A 15,182-nucleotide genomic window follows, 5' to 3' on the forward strand; every position below is an offset into this window, starting at 1 on the left:
GGGTAGTGGCCCCAATCCTTCCATATCCGCTCCTGCCGCACCACTGTGGCGGCACGCAATCGCGTGAATACAGCGCAATCGCGCATCAGTGTCGGGATTCTCCCGACAGCACCGCCCTGCTTTGCCGTCATCGGCGCCGCATTTTCCGTCATTGGCGCGTATCGGCGTTTCGGTCGTCGGCCTACTGTGACCCCACGGTGCAACGACCTTCCGCCACGTGACGCTCCCCGGCACAGCGACAGACCGGTGGCCAATGATCGGCAGGACCCGGACGCCGTGAAGTTCCGCCGTCTTGCCTACCCACAACCGCAGGAGATTCACATGGCATTCCCGACCGCCGTCAACGACCAGATCACCGATTCCGTCACCCAGGCCAACACCAAGGTCCTCGGCGATGCGCCGGCGATCGCGATGGGCAACCTGTACCAGGCCACCGCGCAGGCGCTGGCCAACGCTGCCCACAACGCCACCAACGCCCAACAGCAGAGCTACGTGACCGCGCAGTCGGCCACCACGATGGGGGTGGCCACGCTGTACTCCATCGATACCGCCTCCACCGCCGTGGCCACCAAGGAAATCCTCAGCACCGGCGTTCGTGGCCTGGGCTGATCGCGCATCACTGACCGCTGCATAACAAGGAGCATTACATGGCATTTCCGACCGCCGTCAACAACCAGATCACCGACTCGGTGACCCAGGTCAACACCAAGGTGCTGGGCGACGCCCCGGCCATCGCGATGGGCAATCTGTACCAGGCAACCGCCCAGGCGCTGGCCAATGCCGCGCACAACGCCACCAACGCGCAGCAGCAGAGCTATGTGACCGCCCAGGCCGCCACCACGATGGGTGTTGCCACCCTGTATGCCGTGGACACCGCCAGCACCGGCGTGGCCACCAAGCAGATCCTGGGCGCGTAATCCCGCCTGACGCCAAGGAGTCGCGCACATGGCATTCCCGACCGCCGTCAACGACCAGATCACCGATTCGGTCTCCCAGGCCAACCTGCAGGTGCTGGGCACTGCCCCGGCCACTGCGATGGGCAACCTGTACCAGGCCACCGCGCAGGCGCTGGCCAACGCCGCGCACAACGCCACGCTGGCGCAGCAGCAGATGTACGTCACCGCGCAGGCGGCGACCACGATGGGCGTGTCGCTGCTCTACTCGCTCGATACCGGCGCTACCGGCGCCGCCACCCGGAAGATCCTCGGCTGATGTGACCCGCCGCTGGACCCTTCCATTCCGCAGTCGTCCCACAAGGAGCAACCACCATGGCATTTCCCACTGCCGTCAACAACCAGATCACCGATTCGGTTTCGCAGGTGAACACCAAGGTCCTCGGCGATTCGCCGGCGATCGCGATGGGCAACCTGTTCGTCGCCACCAGCCAGGCGTTGTCCAACGCCGCGCACAACGCGACCAACAACCAGCAGCAGTCCTACGTGACCATGCAGGCGTCGACCACGCAGGGGGTGTCCACCCTGTATGCGATCGACACCGCGTCCAACGGCGTGGCCACGCGGGAAATCCTGGGCCTGGGCTGATCCGGCCCGCAGGCGCGGGGGATCGCGCCTGACGTGCCGGACCACCCTGGTCTGGAACGTACGGCATGGCCGACGTCCCCGCCATCGCCGCCCTGGTCGATATCACCGACGCAGGGTCGGCGATGGCCCTTGGCCAGGCGCCCGCCTTCGCGATGGTGGCGACCTACCTGACGATGGCCGATTCGCTCGGCCTGGCCATGCAGAACGCCATCGCCAACCAGCAACGCGGACAGGTCATGGCCGGTGCCGCACTCGCACAGACCCTTGCCATGATCATCCAGAAAGGAGCGACGTCGACATGAGCGACCCAGGAACCATGAACAGCCAGATCGTCGATACGGTCAATGGCATTGTGACGCTCGCGGCCGGCCAGGCGCCCGGCCAGGCGCATGCGATGCTCGACATCGTACTGCTGGAAACACTTGGCAATGCGATGCACAACGCGGTCAACCGCCAGCAGAGCGCGAGCATGATCAGCGCGGCGGCGATCACCGCCGCCTGCGCCAAGATGATCTCCGCGCCGTTCCCGGTGCCGCCGCCACCGCCGCCGCCCGTACCGCCGCCGCCGCCGAATGTGGCTGCGCTGCCGGGCCCGCCGCCGATCCCGCCACCGCCGGCCGCCGTGATCGCCGCCGCCACCGCGGAAGGCAAGGCCGCCATCGGCGCACTCAAGGCGCAGGCCACCGGGAGCAGCGCCAACGCGAGCGCCGCGCAGGCAGACCTGCAGACCCTGCACGACCTCTCGGCCGCAGCCACTCCGCCTTCGCCGCCGCCGTCGCCTCCGCCGGCACCTGCCGCGCCGGCGTCCGATCCGAACGACACCCCGTCCTCCTGACGCCAGCAAGGAACTCTCATGGACCCGACCAAGGTCAATGCCCAGGTCATCGATGTCATCAACCAGGTGCAGCTCGCCACCATGAGTCCACAGGTGGTGCTCACCAGTGGCGCTGGCAAGGCGTACCAGTCGGTGGCGCAGTCGGCGGCCATCGCCGTGCAGGATGCAGCCGATGCGCTGCGCAATGTCTCCACCATCGCCACCACGGCGGCCGGCGTCGCAATGGCGCAGTACCTGGCCACCGGGGAAGACAAGTACGCCAAGGCGCTGACCCAGGCCCAGTCGCTGATGCAGGGCGCCACCGACGACTTCGCGCGCGTCGGCACCGCCGCCGCGACCGTGCTCAAAGATTTCCCGGCCGGCTGAGTCCCAGGAGAACCGCCATGACCGTGACACTGGCAGGCCGCACCATTACCGACCCCGCACAGCTCTCGCCACGCTGCCAGCAGGTGCTGCGCTTCATCGACGGCGGTCCCGAATGGCTGGCGTGGGCGCTTGCATCGACCAGCCGCCGCTATGCGTTCGCCGATGAAACGCTGTTGCTGGAGACCGTCCAGAGCGGCCTGCACGCCTCGCCGCTCACCCTGTTGCCGCGGCTGATGACCCGGATCAGCCCGGTCAAGCTGATGACCCTGGGGCCAAACGATCTGGACCTGTTGGCGCGCTATGAGGCCGGGGAGCACGACGACGTGCTGGACGCGCAGATCCACCGTATCCGCACCGATCACTACCTGGCCGACATGGCCTATCTGATGACCGGCACGCTGGGGCTGCGCGAGTTCCAGCTGGAGACATCGCCGCTGTTCCAGTGCATGGACTTCGGTGAATCGCTGGCGCTGGCGGAGACCGTCATCGCCTGCCCGACGCTGGGGATCCCGCTGGATGTGATCAAGGAGGCCGGCGCCTTTGCGGCGGCGCAGGCACGAACGCCGGTGGAATTCGGCGATTACCTGCGCCTGTATGCGCGCTGCGCATCGTCGGCCTCCACGCCGGAGGGGCGCGAACAGGCCGCCACGGCGACGATGCAGGCGCTGCTGCCGGCGCTGCTCGGCGCGCTGGACTGCCCGCAGGTGGATGGCCTGCCGTCTCCGGCCGAGGTGGCGGCCAGCCTGGCCACCTGGCTGCAGGATCGCCCCGTGGGCTTCGACCGCATTTCCCTGGCCGCACAGCAGGTGGCGGCGAACACGTCCGGCGACCTTGCCGATCCCCCGGTGGCTGCGGCTGCAGCCACCGCGTACCTGGACCGCGCGCGGGCCTTCCTCACCGCGCATCGCCCCACCCAGGGCCGCCTCGCGCAGGACGGACGCCGCGGCACGTTCCAGATCGATGCCGATGGCGTGCGCGCCGTGCTGCAGGTGGACCACGGTGTGGTTTCGCTGCAGTTCTTCGGCCCCGCGCCCACCGCAGGTGTCGCGCCCGAGGCACCCCCCGCATGAGCGCCGTCGCGCGCGACGCACAGGCCGAGCGGCTGGCCACCGCAACGGCCGCCGCCCAGGAGGCCGTGCAACAGGGGCGGCGCGCTGCAGTGGATGGCGCCAGCCGTGCGCTGGCCGATGCCGAACAGGCGCTGCGCGACGCGCTGGCCACCCTGCAGGCCGCCACGCCGGCATCACCTGCCCGTTCCTTTCGCTCCGCATCCCGCCGCCAAGGAGAACCGAACATGGTCGACGACACCCCTACCCCGGCGCCAGGTGCGCCAACCACGCCTGCGCCCCCCAGCGGCCCTGCGCTGATGCAGGACACCCTGCTGATGGCCCAGACCCTGGTGGACAAGGCGATGGCCGAGAGCGATGCCGCTGTGCAGAGGGCGATGCAGGGCCTGCCTGGCGCGACGGATGCAATGGCGCAGGCGATGGACGCCGCCACCCGCGCGATGCAGCAGGCCGACAGCGCCGCCGACGCCGCGATGGAGGCCGCCATCCGCGAGGCCGACCAGGCGATGGGCGCGGCGTCGGGCAAGGAGGATCCCCAATGAAAGAGACAAGCGCCCAGCGCGAGGTGCGTCGCGAGTTCAGTCGTCGCCTCACCGCACTGATCAACAACGCGGCCAACCATCCCGGCATCCGCAAAGCACTGGTGGAATCGCTCGCCGAGATCGCCGACAGGATCGATCAGCTCGACGCATCCGTGCGCGAAAAGTTCCCCCTGCGGAAAGCGCCCCGCGCCGTACGGTTCTACATCAAGGGCGGCAATGCGTTCGATGCGATCATGGCGATATCGCGCGGTGACCATGATCTTTTCGGCGTGGGAAAGTCGGACTGGGACACCCAGGCCATCATCGATCCGTGGTTGCCTGCGACAATCCAGAACAGCCTGTACGGTGACATCGAAGACATCCTGATCGATGCACTGCGGACTGCAGGGCTCAAGGTTGCAACCGCGATCAATGCGCGGCCACAGGATGTATCGCCACTGCGTCCCGTCACTGAAGCCCTGCCCGCCGACGCGACCGTCAACTACACGCTTGCCTGTGATTCACCGCAAACGTTGAGACGGGTCTTCGATCGCGATCGTCTCGGGCTGTGGACCGATGACCGGCGACAGCTCAGCGACGAAACGATCCCTTCGCCCACGCTCCTGCCCGGCATCCTTCTCAACGACGGAATCAAACCGTTTGCGCTTCACCGCCTGGGATACACCTGGCACGGCGAGCGTCAGAACGGCGCAGGCGCAGGGCCGGACCCGAACCTGAGCTCGCGTCCCATCCTGATGGAGCTGATCGACGTCACCCTGCCCCGCCGGGACACCATCGAAGCGGTGGCCACCTGGTCCGACCTGGAGCGCAATCGACTCAGGATCGTCCCGGGCACCGATATGGGCGTCACGTTGCCCCTGCCGGACCTGGACTACCACCTGCGCGAGAACCTGACCATGATCTGTGAGGTGGCAGACAAATCCTCACACCATGCGGACAAGCTGCCAAAACGCCTCCAGCGCATCGGGCAGATATACCAGAGCTATACAACGCCTGAGCGCCAGGCTGGCTTCCGCGACACGGTGAACGCGATGGCAGGTGATACCGTTGCCGCCGAAGGCGACAGCGCTGAAGACATGTGCAAGGCGCTGATGGATTCCATCGCCCAGCGTACCGCCGCGAGCGACGGGAACTTCTGGAAGGGACATGTCAGCACGGCGTCGGCCGAGCGCATCACCCAGGGCCGGCAACGCCTGCGGAGGACGCTGGAAACGATGAGGCGGACATTTGGTGACACTGTACTGCTCTCCTTTGCATACAGTGACGACCTGGCGATGTTCAGGGCATTGGCTGAGAATCCGTATCTGGCCATCGATCGAATCGGTTTTTGCGGAATCGATGCTGCCGCCGTGATTCGGGCCAGTTACGAAGACATCATTGGATTCGATACCGCGGAGTTCGCACGGGCGTTGGGCGCATCCAAGCGCAAGTCGAGCCAGGATGACGTGCCGGGAAAGGGAATCAAGGTTGAGTGGCAATCCCACAACACGCCGCGACCGGGTGGACCCAGCTATGAGTGCACCTTCGTGGTGTTCGACGGGCACAAAGCGACCACGTTCCTTACGCTGACCAGTGCCTCCGCGTTGCAGGCGCCGTTCCAGCGGGATCCTGATCACGCTGGCATTGAATATGCCTCGTTGCTTGACATGGACGCGCAGCGCAAAGCCGCTGCAGCGCTGATCGAAGACTATCTGGTGCGAACCGCGTTGAGCCGTCAGCACGACGCGATCCGCAGTCTTCTCGTCGTCGACTGATTCACCGTCACGCCTGCCCACCGCGTCGGTACGCGCGGGGGCAGGCGCCGACCTGGCGGCGGAAGCTGCGCTCGAAGTGGCTGAGATCGCCAAAGCCCACACGCTGTGCGATCTCGGTGATACGCAGACGCGGCTGCTCGCACAGCAGTCGCTTGGCCTGCTCGATGCGCAGGCATTGCAGCAGCGGTTTGAACGAGGTGCCCAGCTCGGTGCGCAGCAGGTAGCCCAGGTGCGACGGACTGACGTGCACCTCGCGGGCGAGCAGCCCCAACGACAGCGGCTCGGCATGGTGTTCGCCGAGAAACAGCACGGCACGCCGCACGGCATCGTGCAGCGGGTACAACGCCGCCGCATCGCCCTGCAGTGCGATGCCGGCCCAATGGGCGGCCGGGCGCCCCAGGCGCGGCGTCACGAAACCGGCGACGGCATCAGCAGGGGGTGCGGACGGCCCACTGCCGCGCAGCGGCTCCCCCTCGCCCAGCGCGGCCCGGCGAACCACCACCCGTTCCAGCTCGAAGAGGTTTTCCGGCCAGGTGTGCCCGCGCAGCGTGGCGAGCAGTGCGTCGGTGACCAGCGCCGCAGGATCGAAGCCATGCCGGGCGAGCAGCATGTGCACCAGGCCATCCAGTTCGCCCGGTCGCTCGCGCAGGGGCGGCACGTCAGCCACCAGAAAGTTCAGTTCGGCCAACAGGGTCTGCGAGAACCTTCCCTCCCGCACGCGCTGCGACAGGTCGCTGCTGCACGAGGCGATAACCCGGCACCGCCTGCCGGCAGGTCCCTGCAGGCGCTGGCTCTGCAGGCAATGGATGCGGTGCGGCAACTGCACCTGCACGGCCAGCGGCAGCGCGTCGACACCGTTGAGGAACAGGCTGCCGTCCTGTGCCTGTTCGAACCACTGCGCCGGCGCGCCGGACGGATCGGCGCACTGGATCTCCACGAAAGGCGCATCGTGGCAGGGCCCGGCTGCATGGATCGCAGCGGCCAGTTCGGCAGTGTCAGTGCCGAATTCACCGTGCAGGATCACCGGCAGGCGGCTGCAGGCGGCCTTCTCCACGAAGGCATCAAGACGGGTGCGCGCCGCGCAGACGCCGACCAGCAGCAACGGTCGCGACAACCGCGACACGGCCCACGCCTGCAGCTCATGGCGTTTGACCAGCAGCGCGCAGCGATGGGCGAACAGCACGCAGAAGCGCAGGACGTCGGGGCCGGGCGCCGCGCCCGTCCAGCCCAGCCGAAACTCGCCCAGCGGCACACCCGCATAGGCGAGCGGGAAGCAGCGCTGCACGGTCGCGCCCGCCCGCAGGCGAGGCGACGCGGCACGCAGATGCACCGGGTGCGCGGCCGGAACAATCACGGTTGCCTCCACCGCCCGCACGTGCAGCGCCAGCTCGCCGACCAATGCCCGCATCTGCTCCTCGAGCGGCAGTCCGGCGCGATACGCGCGATGCACGGCCGCGGTGACCTCGTCCTCCATGTCGTCTCCTCCAGGCCGCAGGCGGCGGTGCAGACGAAGATGTACGCGAGCGGCAGACAGTGCGTACGACCGTGTGTTGCAACCTGCGGTGCAGCCATCCAGCGCGGCTCGACACTGCCGTTCCGCTGCCCTGCGACGCCATGTCGCACACCCATGCGGCAGTCGCTTGACCAATGTCAACGCGGGCGTCCTGGCGCTGCCGTATTTCTATGCAGGACACGACGTCGCCGCACCGATCGCCGGCCGCGCGGCCCCAACGACACCCGCAACAGGAACCCGTCATGCACTACCGTCCCGACTCCACCCAGCTGCTGCAGGCCCTCGACAATGTCATGGTGATCTCCACCACCGACCTGCAGGGCACCATCACCTACGCCAACGACCTGTTCTGCACGCTCACCGGCTTCCGGCGCGAAGAACTGATCGGGCAGCCGCACAGCATCGTGCGGCACCCCGACGTGCCCAAGGCCGTCTACAAGGACATGTGGGACACCATCAAGGCCGGCGGCATCTGGACCGGCATCGTGCCGAATCTGGGCAAGGGCGGCGTCCTCTATGTCGTCGATACGACCGTGCAGCCGCTGTTCGACCCGGAAGGGAACATCACCGCCTACATCAGCATCCGACGCGTGGTGAACGATCTCATGGCTGATTTCGACGCCGTCGAGTTCAGCAAGGAGAAGTTCGACGACGCTTATGCCGCTGCATGAACGCGATGGCGCCGATCCAGCGCGTTCTGCTCGGCTACGGCTCCGAGTCGGGGACGGCGCGTGCTTTGGCCCGGCGCCTGGCGGACCACCCTGCACTGCACGGCCACTCGCCCGAGGTGCTGGCGCTGAATGATATCGACGTGGCGCAGCTTGGCCACGGCGATGTGCTGGTGGCTGTAGCCAGTTCATTCGGCGATGGAGAGCCGCCGGCCAACGGCGAGCGCTTCGTCGCGGCACTGCGCCAGGCGCACAGCCTGCAGGGTCTGCGCTATGCCGTGTTCGGGCTGGGCGACACCGGCTACCCGCGCTTCTGCGGTTTCAGCAAGGCGCTCGATGCGTTGCTGGGCGAGCGCAATGCCCTTCCCCTGCTGCAGCGGGTGGACGCCGATGCATGCTATCCGGCGTTTTTTGACCGCTGGGCCCCGGCACTGGGGGAGGTGCTGGCCGGCAACGGCACGGCGGCGCAGGATCTCTGCCTGCAGGTGACGGCGTACGGACAGGACCATGCGTTCAACGCCCCGATCGTGGCGCGCGAACGCCTGAGCCGGTCCGATCCCGCCGCGTGGCACATCACCCTGGACCTCACCGGCAGCGGCATCGTCCATCAGGCAGGCGACACGCTGCATGTGATCCCCGACAACGACCCGGCGCTGTTGCAGGCGCTGGCGGCGTGGTACGGCGACTCCCGGGCGGCTCTCGTCCTGGCCGACCGTGAACTGCGGTTGCCCGGACGCGCCGTGCTGCGCGAGATCGCCCGGCTGGGCGGCAGCGAGCCGCTCAGGCAGCTGCTCAAGAGCAGCCAGCGTGCCGCGCTGGAGGCCTACCTGCACGGACATGACCTGCTGGATATCCTGCAGGACCACGCCCATCCGGACACCGTTCCGCTGCAGCGGCTTGCGGCCCTGCTGTCGCCCTGTCTGCCCCGCGCGTACTCCATCGCTTCGGCCGGTGGGCAGGCACAGGTCGCGCTGTGTGTACGCGAGGTCCGCTACACCCGGCGTGGCCGCGAACGGCGCGGGGCCGGCACCGGAACGCTGCTGCAGGGCACCGGGTCGGTTCGGGTCTACTGCCGCGCCAATCCCGGTTTCCGCCTGCCCGATGACCCGGAGTGCCCGCTGCTGCTGATCGGTACCGGTACGGGCATCGCGCCGTTGATGGGCCTGGTCCAGGAGATGGCGGCCGGCGACCGGCGGCGCGAGATCTGCCTGGTGTTCGGCGAGAAGCGCCGCGCGGATGATTTCCTGTACCGCGCGCAGTTGCTGGCCTGGCAGCAGGCCGGACACCTGACGGCGCTGCTGACCGCGTTCTCCCGTGACGGGCAGGCCAAGTACTACGTGCAGGATGCGATCGGCGACCACGCTGCGCCCATCGCTGCATGGCTCGACCGGGGCGCCCACCTGTATCTGTGCGGCAACCGCCGGCACCTTGAGGCAGCAGTACGCGGCGCCATCGACGGCGTCGTGGCGGCTACCGGGTCGCCGCACGGCTGGGAGGCGCTGGCCGCGCAGGGGCGGCTGCACTGCGAGCTGTACTGACCCCGGCGGTAACCCAGGCTCATCCGGCGTCGGCCGACGCCACCAGCGCGGCAAGTCGATCCGGCCGCCGCAGCAGCACGTCGCGCTGCCGGATTTCGATCAGACCATCGTCCTGCAGGCGCCGCAGCACACGTGTGGTGGTCTCCGGCGCCATGCGCAGGTAGTTGGCGATGTCGGTACGAGCCATCATCAGCGTGAAGCGGGTGGCCGAGAAACCCCGACGCGCATAGCGGCCGGACAAGTCCAGCAGGAACGCCGCCACCCGCGCGTCGGTGCGGTGATTGGCCGCCAGCATCGCCACCTTGCCGATTTCGGCGCTGAGCAGGCTGAACAGCCGCGCCTGCAGGCCGGGCATGCGGGTCGCCAGCAGGCTCATGCGCGGAAACGAGAACCGGCACAGGTAGACGGTGTCCAGTGCTACCGCATCGCAGGGATAGCGCCCGTCATGAATGGCATTGAGGCCGATCACCTCGCCCGGCAGGCTGAACCCCAGCACCTGCTCGTGGCCCTGGCTGTCAATGACGGTGGTCTTGACCATGCCGGCACGGACCGCGGCGATGGCGTCGAACGGTTCCCCTGCGCGGAACACCGGCTCGCCGGCATGGAACGGGCCCACATGGTCCACCAGCACATGCAGCTCGGAGAGCGCGCTCTTGTCGTAGCCCTGCGACGCACAGGCGTCGGAGAAGGCGCAGGTGCTGCAGAACCGCAGCGCATCGCCATCATCGGCGGCGGCCGGGTTCGGGGTGGACGGTGAAGACGACATGGCCAGGAGCGGCGACCGGAGGCACAGGAAAAACGAGGGCCGATGATACGCGATGCGCCGCCGGCCCCTGCGGCGCAAGGCCGCACCCAGCGCTGCCGGCTGAACGCCCGAAACCGGCGCCCCCTGCCGATCACGTGTAAAATTCGCCGTTTTTACGCGGGATCATGCCCATTACGCCGCACCGGACGCCTGTAGCGGGCCCGGCCTTCATCCGCCTGCTGTCCGGGCTCATGGACGGCGGGATCGCGCTGTCCAGCCCCGACCTGTCCGACCGCCTGAGCCAATGGGTGGACTGGACCCGGGCGGTGGCGTTGTCGCGCGCGCTCGACGGCCGCCTGCCCCCTGCCCCCGCGCCTGCCTCGGTGTTCGACGCCGCCGAGGACGCGGCGTGCGTCCGTGTCCGCGCGACGTTGATGGCCTCGCTGCAGCAGGACGCCGAGACGGAGCGCGCGGTGGCCGAAGGCGCGGACGCGGCCGTGTTCAGCCGGCGCTACCAGGCCCAGCAGCGGGCGATGATGGCCGCGACCGGGCGGCTGCGTGGCCGCCTGCGCGACATGCTTGCGGCACGGTCGCCGGCGCTGGCGCGGCTGGCGGAGATCGACGCGGTCATGGAACAGACCCTGAGCCCGCGCGAGAACGCCCTGCTGGCCGGCATCCCCGACCTGCTCGCTGCGCACTTCCAGCGTCTGCAGGACGCGGCCGAGCCTGCGCCGACGGCGGAACCGGCCACTGACCCACCCCTCGTTTCCACCTGGCGCACCGCGTTCCGCATCGATATGCAGAACGTCGCGATGGCCGAGCTGGACGTTCGTTTCCAACCGATCGAAGGCCTGCTTGCAGCGCTTCGGCCCCGATAACTGGGACCCCATGTTCAAGAACAGCCTCTACCTTGTTGTCTTCCTCCTCGGCCTGACTGCGGTCTGCTGGATCGGCGCCGGCTATGTCGGTTCCAACCCGGTCGGTGCGGCGGTCGCCCTGTTGATCGGCGCGTGTTATCTCGCCGGCGGTGTGGAACTGTACCGCTACCGGCAGGGCACGCGGGCGCTGGAGGCGGCCGTACGTGACGTGTCGGCGGCCAACGAGGGCCTGGCCGGCTGGCTGCAGCGCGTGCCGCCGGCCCTGCGCCATGCGGTCCGTCTGCGGGTGGAAGGCGAGCGCATCGCGCTGCCGGCACCCACGCTCACCCCGTACCTGGTCGGCCTGCTGGTGCTGCTCGGCATGCTCGGCACGCTGCTGGGCATGATGGCCACCCTGCGTGGCACCGGCCTGGCGCTGGCCCACGCCACCGACCTGCAGGCCATCCGCGGGTCGCTTGGCGCACCGGTGGAGGGGCTGGCCGTTGCATTCGGCACGTCGATCGCCGGCGTGGCCACCTCGGCCATGCTCGGCCTGCTGTCCGCGCTGTGCCGACGCGAGCGTCTGCTCGCCGTGCAGGGGCTCGATGGCCAGATCGCGACTACGCTGCACGTGCATTCGCAGGCGCACCAGCGCAGCGAAACCCTGCGCCTGCTGGAGCAGCAGGCCGGCGTGCTGCCCACCCTGGTCGAGCGCCTGCAGGCGATGACGCAGGCCATTGAACAGAGCAGTACGGCGGCGAGCGAGCGGCTGCTCGCCAGCCAGGAGGCCTTCCATGCCCGCATGGACGCCGACCACGCCCGCTTCGCCGACGCGGTACAGGCCACGCTGCAGACCGGCGTCGCCGACAGCGCCCGGGCCATCGGCGATGTGCTGCAGCCGCTGCTGGAAGGCACGCTCACCGGCATCGTCCGCGAGAACACGGCGCTGCAGACAGCGGTGCGCGACGCCGTGCAACGTCAACTGGATGGCCTCAGCGCAGGTTTCGAGGCCAGCCGCACAGAGGCGGCGGACCAGTGGCGCACTGCGCTCGGCGCGCAACGTGACGCCCAGTCGGCGTTGGCCAGCGATATGCGTGACGCCTTGGGCGCCTTCGCCGAGCACCACGATCGCCGGATCGGCACACTGGTGGAGTCGGTGTCCGCCCGCCTGCAGGACACGGTGCAGCAGTGGGAACGCAGCGTAGCCGCCCAGCAGGCAGCGCAGCACGCGCTTGCCAGCGAACAGCAGGACGCCGGCGCGGCACTGGCCAGCGCCCTGCGCGCCGACCTCGCCGCAGCGGCAACGCGTGACGACGCCCGCACCGTCGCGCTGCTCGATGCGGTGTCCACGCGCCTGCAGGCCTCGGCCGACACCTGGCAGGCCGGTCTGGACGCACAGTCGCAGACCCAGGCCGCGTTGCTCTCCCAGCTCGCCACGGCACTGGCCCGGTTCGGCGAGCGCCACGATCAACGTGCGACCGACCTGCTGGATGCGCTTGCACTGCGACTGGACGCGGGTACTGCCGGCGCCGCCACTGCCTGGCAGGACGCACTGGCGCGCCAGGACAGCGTCAACGCGGCACTGGTGGAGCGCAACCAGCAGGCGTTGGCCGCCGCTGCGGACGCGCTGGAGGCGCGCAGCCTGTCGTTGATCGAGGCGATGCAGCAGTCCCACGCCGGCCTGCAGGCAGCGCTGGAGTCGCGCGACGCGCTGCGCCTGACCACCTGGACTGCCGCCTTCGACTCGCTGTCGGCCCGCCTGGGCGACCGCTGGGAGCGTACCGGGGATCAGATCGCGCAGCGCCAGCAGGCGATCTGCGACACCCTGGCCGTCACCGCCGAGCGCATCACCGCGCAGGCCCAGGCGCACGCCAGCGACACCATCAGCGAAATCTCGCGCCTCGTGCAGGCCGCGTCGGAAGCGCCGAAGGCGGCGGCCGACGTGGTGGCCGAACTGCGCCAGAAGCTCTCCGACAGCATGGTCCACGACACCGCGATGCTGGAGGAACGCAGCCATCTGCTGGCCACGCTGGGGACGCTGCTCGATGCCGTCAACCACGCGTCCACAGAGCAGCGTGGCGCGGTCGATGCGCTGGTCAGCACCTCCGCCGAGCTGATGGAACGCGTGGGCAGCCGTTTCACCGACCACATCGCCGCCGAAACCGGCAAACTCGACGCAGTGGCGGCACAGGTCGCCGGCAGTGCCGTGGACGTGGCCAGCCTGGCCGATGCGTTCGGTGCGGCGATGCATACCTTCGGCAGTTCCAGCCAGGGCCTGGGCGAACGCCTGGAGCAGATCGCCGGCGCGCTGGAGACCACGCTGGCGCGCAGCGACGACCAGTTGGCCTACTACGTGGCGCAGGCGCGTGAAGTGATCGATCTCAGCGTGCTTTCCCAGAAACAGATCATCGAGGAGCTGCAGGCCCTCGCCGGTCGCGGCACCGCCGCGGAAACGGAAACCGCATGAGCGGAGAGATCGAGTCCGACGGCGAGTCCGGTGCGCCGATCTGGGCCGCCTTCGGCGACCTGATGTCGGTGCTGCTGGGCGCATTCGTGCTGATTCTGGTCGGCGTGGTGGTGCTGCAGGTGGAGCTGTCCGACCGGCTGGACCAGGAGGTCAAACAACGCCAGGCCGAGGCCCAGCGTCGCCAGAGCCTGGAACAGGCACTGGCGGTGCCGTTGGCGGCTGGCCGCGTCACGCTGGTGGATGGTCGCATCGGCATCCGCGGCAGCGTGCTGTTCGCGCTGAACTCCGACCAGTTGCAGCCTGAAGGCCGCGAACTGCTGCACAGCCTGGCGGCGCCGCTGGCCGGCTACCTCGCCTCGCGCGAGGAGATCCTGATGGTGAGCGGCTTCACCGACGACCGCCAGGTGCGTGAAGGCAACCGCCAGTTCGCCGACAACTGGGCGCTGTCGGCCGAACGTGCGTTGACCGTGACACGCGCGTTGATTGCCGAGGGCGTGCCGGCCAATGCGGTCTTCGCGGCGGCATTCGGCGCGGAGCAGCCGGTGGGCTCCAACGCCGACGAGGAAGGCCGCGCGCGCAATCGCCGGGTGGAGATCGCCCCGATGCCCCGCCCGTCGGCACCGCGCGATGCGCACTGATCGGACCGATCCACGCGCGCAACTGGCCGAGTGGCTGGCGCAGCCCGCCGCCGGCCACACGCCGTGGCGGCTGCAGGCGATGCAGTCGCTGGCAGAGCGTGCGCAGGACCATGACGGCGCGGCGCGCGCGCAGCTGGAGCAGACGCTGGCCACCCGCGTTGCCGCGTATGCGCAGGCGCTGACCATCCCAGTACCTGCCGCCCCTGCTACGGCCCCCGGCACACGGCCTGGCCAGGCCGCGCTGCACGCCCTGCGCGGGGCGCTGCGGGCGCAGGCCGCCGGCGCCCCGGGCGCCGATCGGCTGTCCGAAGCTCCATCATCAACACCCACGGCCTTTCCGGCGATGCCGGCCGTTGCCGAGTTCCAGGCCCTGTGGACGGCGGTGCGCACGCGCAGCCAGGTCCGGCAGTCGCTGGCGCAGGGACCGGGCGACGGCGGACCGCTGAACTCGGCCGTGCTCATTCACCGCGCCATGACCCGCATGGGCGAATTGGCCCCCGGCTATCTGCGCCACTTCATGGCCTACGTCGACGCGCTGGCCTGGATGGAACACCTGCAGCAGGGCGGCCTGCTGGGCGGAAAGGAGGGCCCCAGGCCCTCACCTGGCAAGCCGCGCCGGCCGCGTGCACGCAAGCCCGGGTGATGTTTTCC

General features: G+C 69.0%; 18 protein-coding genes. 16 read left to right on the forward strand and 2 right to left on the reverse strand.

The features are described 5' to 3' along the window. Positions 1-321 precede the first annotated feature (321 nt). The 10 genes from OC534_RS04575 to OC534_RS04620 all read left to right on the forward strand — a co-directional run bounded on the left by OC534_RS04575 (position 322) and on the right by OC534_RS04620 (position 6,105). A complete protein-coding gene (locus tag OC534_RS04575) occupies positions 322-609 on the forward strand; it encodes a RebB family R body protein (RefSeq protein ID WP_026070992.1) in 288 nt (95 codons plus the stop codon). Positions 610-647: 38 nt separating this feature from the next. Next, positions 648-917, forward strand: coding sequence for a RebB family R body protein (locus tag OC534_RS04580; RefSeq protein ID WP_017357376.1), 270 nt, complete (start codon positions 648-650; stop codon positions 915-917). Positions 918-945: 28 nt separating this feature from the next. After that, positions 946-1,212 (forward strand): RebB family R body protein, encoded by a 267-nt coding sequence (locus OC534_RS04585; protein ID WP_017357377.1) that lies wholly within the window; start codon positions 946-948, stop codon positions 1,210-1,212. Positions 1,213-1,268: 56 nt separating this feature from the next. Continuing rightward, complete coding sequence (locus OC534_RS04590; RefSeq protein ID WP_017357378.1) at positions 1,269-1,541, forward strand: RebB family R body protein; 273 nt, start codon at positions 1,269-1,271, stop codon at positions 1,539-1,541. A gap of 65 nt (positions 1,542-1,606) precedes the next feature. Next, positions 1,607-1,843 carry a RebB family R body protein gene (locus OC534_RS04595; RefSeq protein WP_017357379.1) on the forward strand — a complete coding sequence of 79 codons (237 nt, stop codon included), beginning with the start codon at positions 1,607-1,609 and terminating at the stop codon, positions 1,841-1,843. Then, positions 1,840-2,376, forward strand: coding sequence for a RebB family R body protein (locus tag OC534_RS04600; RefSeq protein ID WP_166473040.1), 537 nt, complete (start codon positions 1,840-1,842; stop codon positions 2,374-2,376). The genes OC534_RS04595 and OC534_RS04600 overlap by 4 nt, the downstream gene beginning before the upstream one ends. Before the next feature lie 18 nt (positions 2,377-2,394). Next, positions 2,395-2,742, forward strand: a complete 348-nt coding sequence (locus OC534_RS04605; protein WP_136004821.1) for a hypothetical protein — start codon at positions 2,395-2,397, stop codon at positions 2,740-2,742. A 17-nt stretch (positions 2,743-2,759) separates the two neighbouring features. Continuing rightward, positions 2,760-3,812: a hypothetical protein gene (locus tag OC534_RS04610; protein WP_153164058.1), complete on the forward strand. Its 1,053-nt coding sequence runs from the start codon at positions 2,760-2,762 to the stop codon at positions 3,810-3,812. Next, the gene (locus OC534_RS04615) at positions 3,809-4,351 is read left to right on the forward strand and encodes a hypothetical protein (RefSeq protein WP_262071463.1); all 543 of its coding nucleotides are present in this window, start codon (positions 3,809-3,811) and stop codon (positions 4,349-4,351) included. The genes OC534_RS04610 and OC534_RS04615 overlap by 4 nt, the downstream gene beginning before the upstream one ends. Further along, the gene (locus OC534_RS04620) at positions 4,348-6,105 is read left to right on the forward strand and encodes a hypothetical protein (protein WP_262071464.1); all 1,758 of its coding nucleotides are present in this window, start codon (positions 4,348-4,350) and stop codon (positions 6,103-6,105) included. The genes OC534_RS04615 and OC534_RS04620 overlap by 4 nt, the downstream gene beginning before the upstream one ends. A 7-nt stretch (positions 6,106-6,112) precedes the next feature. Here OC534_RS04620 and OC534_RS04625 read toward each other — a convergent pair whose 3' ends face one another. Further along, on the reverse strand, positions 6,113-7,579 hold the full coding sequence (locus tag OC534_RS04625) for an AraC family transcriptional regulator (RefSeq protein ID WP_262071465.1): 1,467 nt from the start codon (positions 7,577-7,579) through the stop codon (positions 6,113-6,115). Positions 7,580-7,860: 281 nt separating this feature from the next. On the opposite strand from OC534_RS04625, the gene OC534_RS04630 reads away from it, so the two are divergent. Both OC534_RS04630 and OC534_RS04635 read left to right on the forward strand, forming a co-directional pair. After that, the gene (locus tag OC534_RS04630; protein WP_136004830.1) at positions 7,861-8,289 is read left to right on the forward strand and encodes a PAS domain-containing protein; all 429 of its coding nucleotides are present in this window, start codon (positions 7,861-7,863) and stop codon (positions 8,287-8,289) included. 5 nt (positions 8,290-8,294) lie between these two features. Further along, the gene (locus tag OC534_RS04635; RefSeq protein WP_262071466.1) at positions 8,295-9,824 is read left to right on the forward strand and encodes a sulfite reductase flavoprotein subunit alpha; all 1,530 of its coding nucleotides are present in this window, start codon (positions 8,295-8,297) and stop codon (positions 9,822-9,824) included. A 19-nt stretch (positions 9,825-9,843) separates the two neighbouring features. Here the strand turns inward: OC534_RS04635 and OC534_RS04640 are convergent, their stop codons facing one another. Next, positions 9,844-10,590: a helix-turn-helix domain-containing protein gene (locus tag OC534_RS04640; RefSeq protein WP_136004834.1), complete on the reverse strand. Its 747-nt coding sequence runs from the start codon at positions 10,588-10,590 to the stop codon at positions 9,844-9,846. A 164-nt stretch (positions 10,591-10,754) separates the two neighbouring features. Between OC534_RS04640 and OC534_RS04645 the strand changes: the two genes are divergently transcribed. Genes OC534_RS04645 through OC534_RS04660 form a run of 4 tightly spaced genes read left to right on the forward strand, consistent with a single transcriptional unit; the run spans position 10,755 to position 15,174 of the window. Next, complete coding sequence (locus tag OC534_RS04645) at positions 10,755-11,447, forward strand: DUF3348 domain-containing protein (RefSeq protein ID WP_262071467.1); 693 nt, start codon at positions 10,755-10,757, stop codon at positions 11,445-11,447. A 10-nt stretch (positions 11,448-11,457) separates the two neighbouring features. Then, positions 11,458-13,893 carry a DUF802 domain-containing protein gene (locus OC534_RS04650; protein WP_262071468.1) on the forward strand — a complete coding sequence of 812 codons (2,436 nt, stop codon included), beginning with the start codon at positions 11,458-11,460 and terminating at the stop codon, positions 13,891-13,893. Further along, entirely contained in the window at positions 13,890-14,531 is a 642-nt protein-coding gene (locus OC534_RS04655) for an OmpA family protein (protein ID WP_153164053.1), read from the forward strand. The genes OC534_RS04650 and OC534_RS04655 overlap by 4 nt, the downstream gene beginning before the upstream one ends. After that, positions 14,521-15,174, forward strand: a complete 654-nt coding sequence (locus tag OC534_RS04660; RefSeq protein WP_262071469.1) for a DUF2894 domain-containing protein — start codon at positions 14,521-14,523, stop codon at positions 15,172-15,174. The genes OC534_RS04655 and OC534_RS04660 overlap by 11 nt, the downstream gene beginning before the upstream one ends. Positions 15,175-15,182 lie beyond the last annotated feature (8 nt).

It is taken from the genome of Stenotrophomonas sp. Marseille-Q5258, from assembly GCF_946900935.1.
Lineage (GTDB): Bacteria > Pseudomonadota > Gammaproteobacteria > Xanthomonadales > Xanthomonadaceae > Stenotrophomonas > Stenotrophomonas nematodicola.

What these genes read in the sequence shown, in the direction of transcription:
- OC534_RS04575 (WP_026070992.1), top strand. Translation starts at nt 322, where the DNA reads ATGGCATTCCCGACCGCCGTCAACGACCAGATCACCGATTCCGTCACC.
- OC534_RS04580 (WP_017357376.1), top strand. Translation starts at nt 648, where the DNA reads ATGGCATTTCCGACCGCCGTCAACAACCAGATCACCGACTCGGTGACC.
- OC534_RS04585 (WP_017357377.1), top strand. Translation starts at nt 946, where the DNA reads ATGGCATTCCCGACCGCCGTCAACGACCAGATCACCGATTCGGTCTCC.
- OC534_RS04590 (WP_017357378.1), top strand. Translation starts at nt 1,269, where the DNA reads ATGGCATTTCCCACTGCCGTCAACAACCAGATCACCGATTCGGTTTCG.
- OC534_RS04595 (WP_017357379.1), top strand. Translation starts at nt 1,607, where the DNA reads ATGGCCGACGTCCCCGCCATCGCCGCCCTGGTCGATATCACCGACGCA.
- OC534_RS04600 (WP_166473040.1), top strand. Translation starts at nt 1,840, where the DNA reads ATGAGCGACCCAGGAACCATGAACAGCCAGATCGTCGATACGGTCAAT.
- OC534_RS04605 (WP_136004821.1), top strand. Translation starts at nt 2,395, where the DNA reads ATGGACCCGACCAAGGTCAATGCCCAGGTCATCGATGTCATCAACCAG.
- OC534_RS04610 (WP_153164058.1), top strand. Translation starts at nt 2,760, where the DNA reads ATGACCGTGACACTGGCAGGCCGCACCATTACCGACCCCGCACAGCTC.
- OC534_RS04615 (WP_262071463.1), top strand. Translation starts at nt 3,809, where the DNA reads ATGAGCGCCGTCGCGCGCGACGCACAGGCCGAGCGGCTGGCCACCGCA.
- OC534_RS04620 (WP_262071464.1), top strand. Translation starts at nt 4,348, where the DNA reads ATGAAAGAGACAAGCGCCCAGCGCGAGGTGCGTCGCGAGTTCAGTCGT.
- OC534_RS04625 (WP_262071465.1), bottom strand. Translation starts at nt 7,579, where the DNA reads ATGGAGGACGAGGTCACCGCGGCCGTGCATCGCGCGTATCGCGCCGGA.
- OC534_RS04630 (WP_136004830.1), top strand. Translation starts at nt 7,861, where the DNA reads ATGCACTACCGTCCCGACTCCACCCAGCTGCTGCAGGCCCTCGACAAT.
- OC534_RS04635 (WP_262071466.1), top strand. Translation starts at nt 8,295, where the DNA reads ATGGCGCCGATCCAGCGCGTTCTGCTCGGCTACGGCTCCGAGTCGGGG.
- OC534_RS04640 (WP_136004834.1), bottom strand. Translation starts at nt 10,590, where the DNA reads ATGTCGTCTTCACCGTCCACCCCGAACCCGGCCGCCGCCGATGATGGC.
- OC534_RS04645 (WP_262071467.1), top strand. Translation starts at nt 10,755, where the DNA reads ATGCCCATTACGCCGCACCGGACGCCTGTAGCGGGCCCGGCCTTCATC.
- OC534_RS04650 (WP_262071468.1), top strand. Translation starts at nt 11,458, where the DNA reads ATGTTCAAGAACAGCCTCTACCTTGTTGTCTTCCTCCTCGGCCTGACT.
- OC534_RS04655 (WP_153164053.1), top strand. Translation starts at nt 13,890, where the DNA reads ATGAGCGGAGAGATCGAGTCCGACGGCGAGTCCGGTGCGCCGATCTGG.
- OC534_RS04660 (WP_262071469.1), top strand. Translation starts at nt 14,521, where the DNA reads ATGCGCACTGATCGGACCGATCCACGCGCGCAACTGGCCGAGTGGCTG.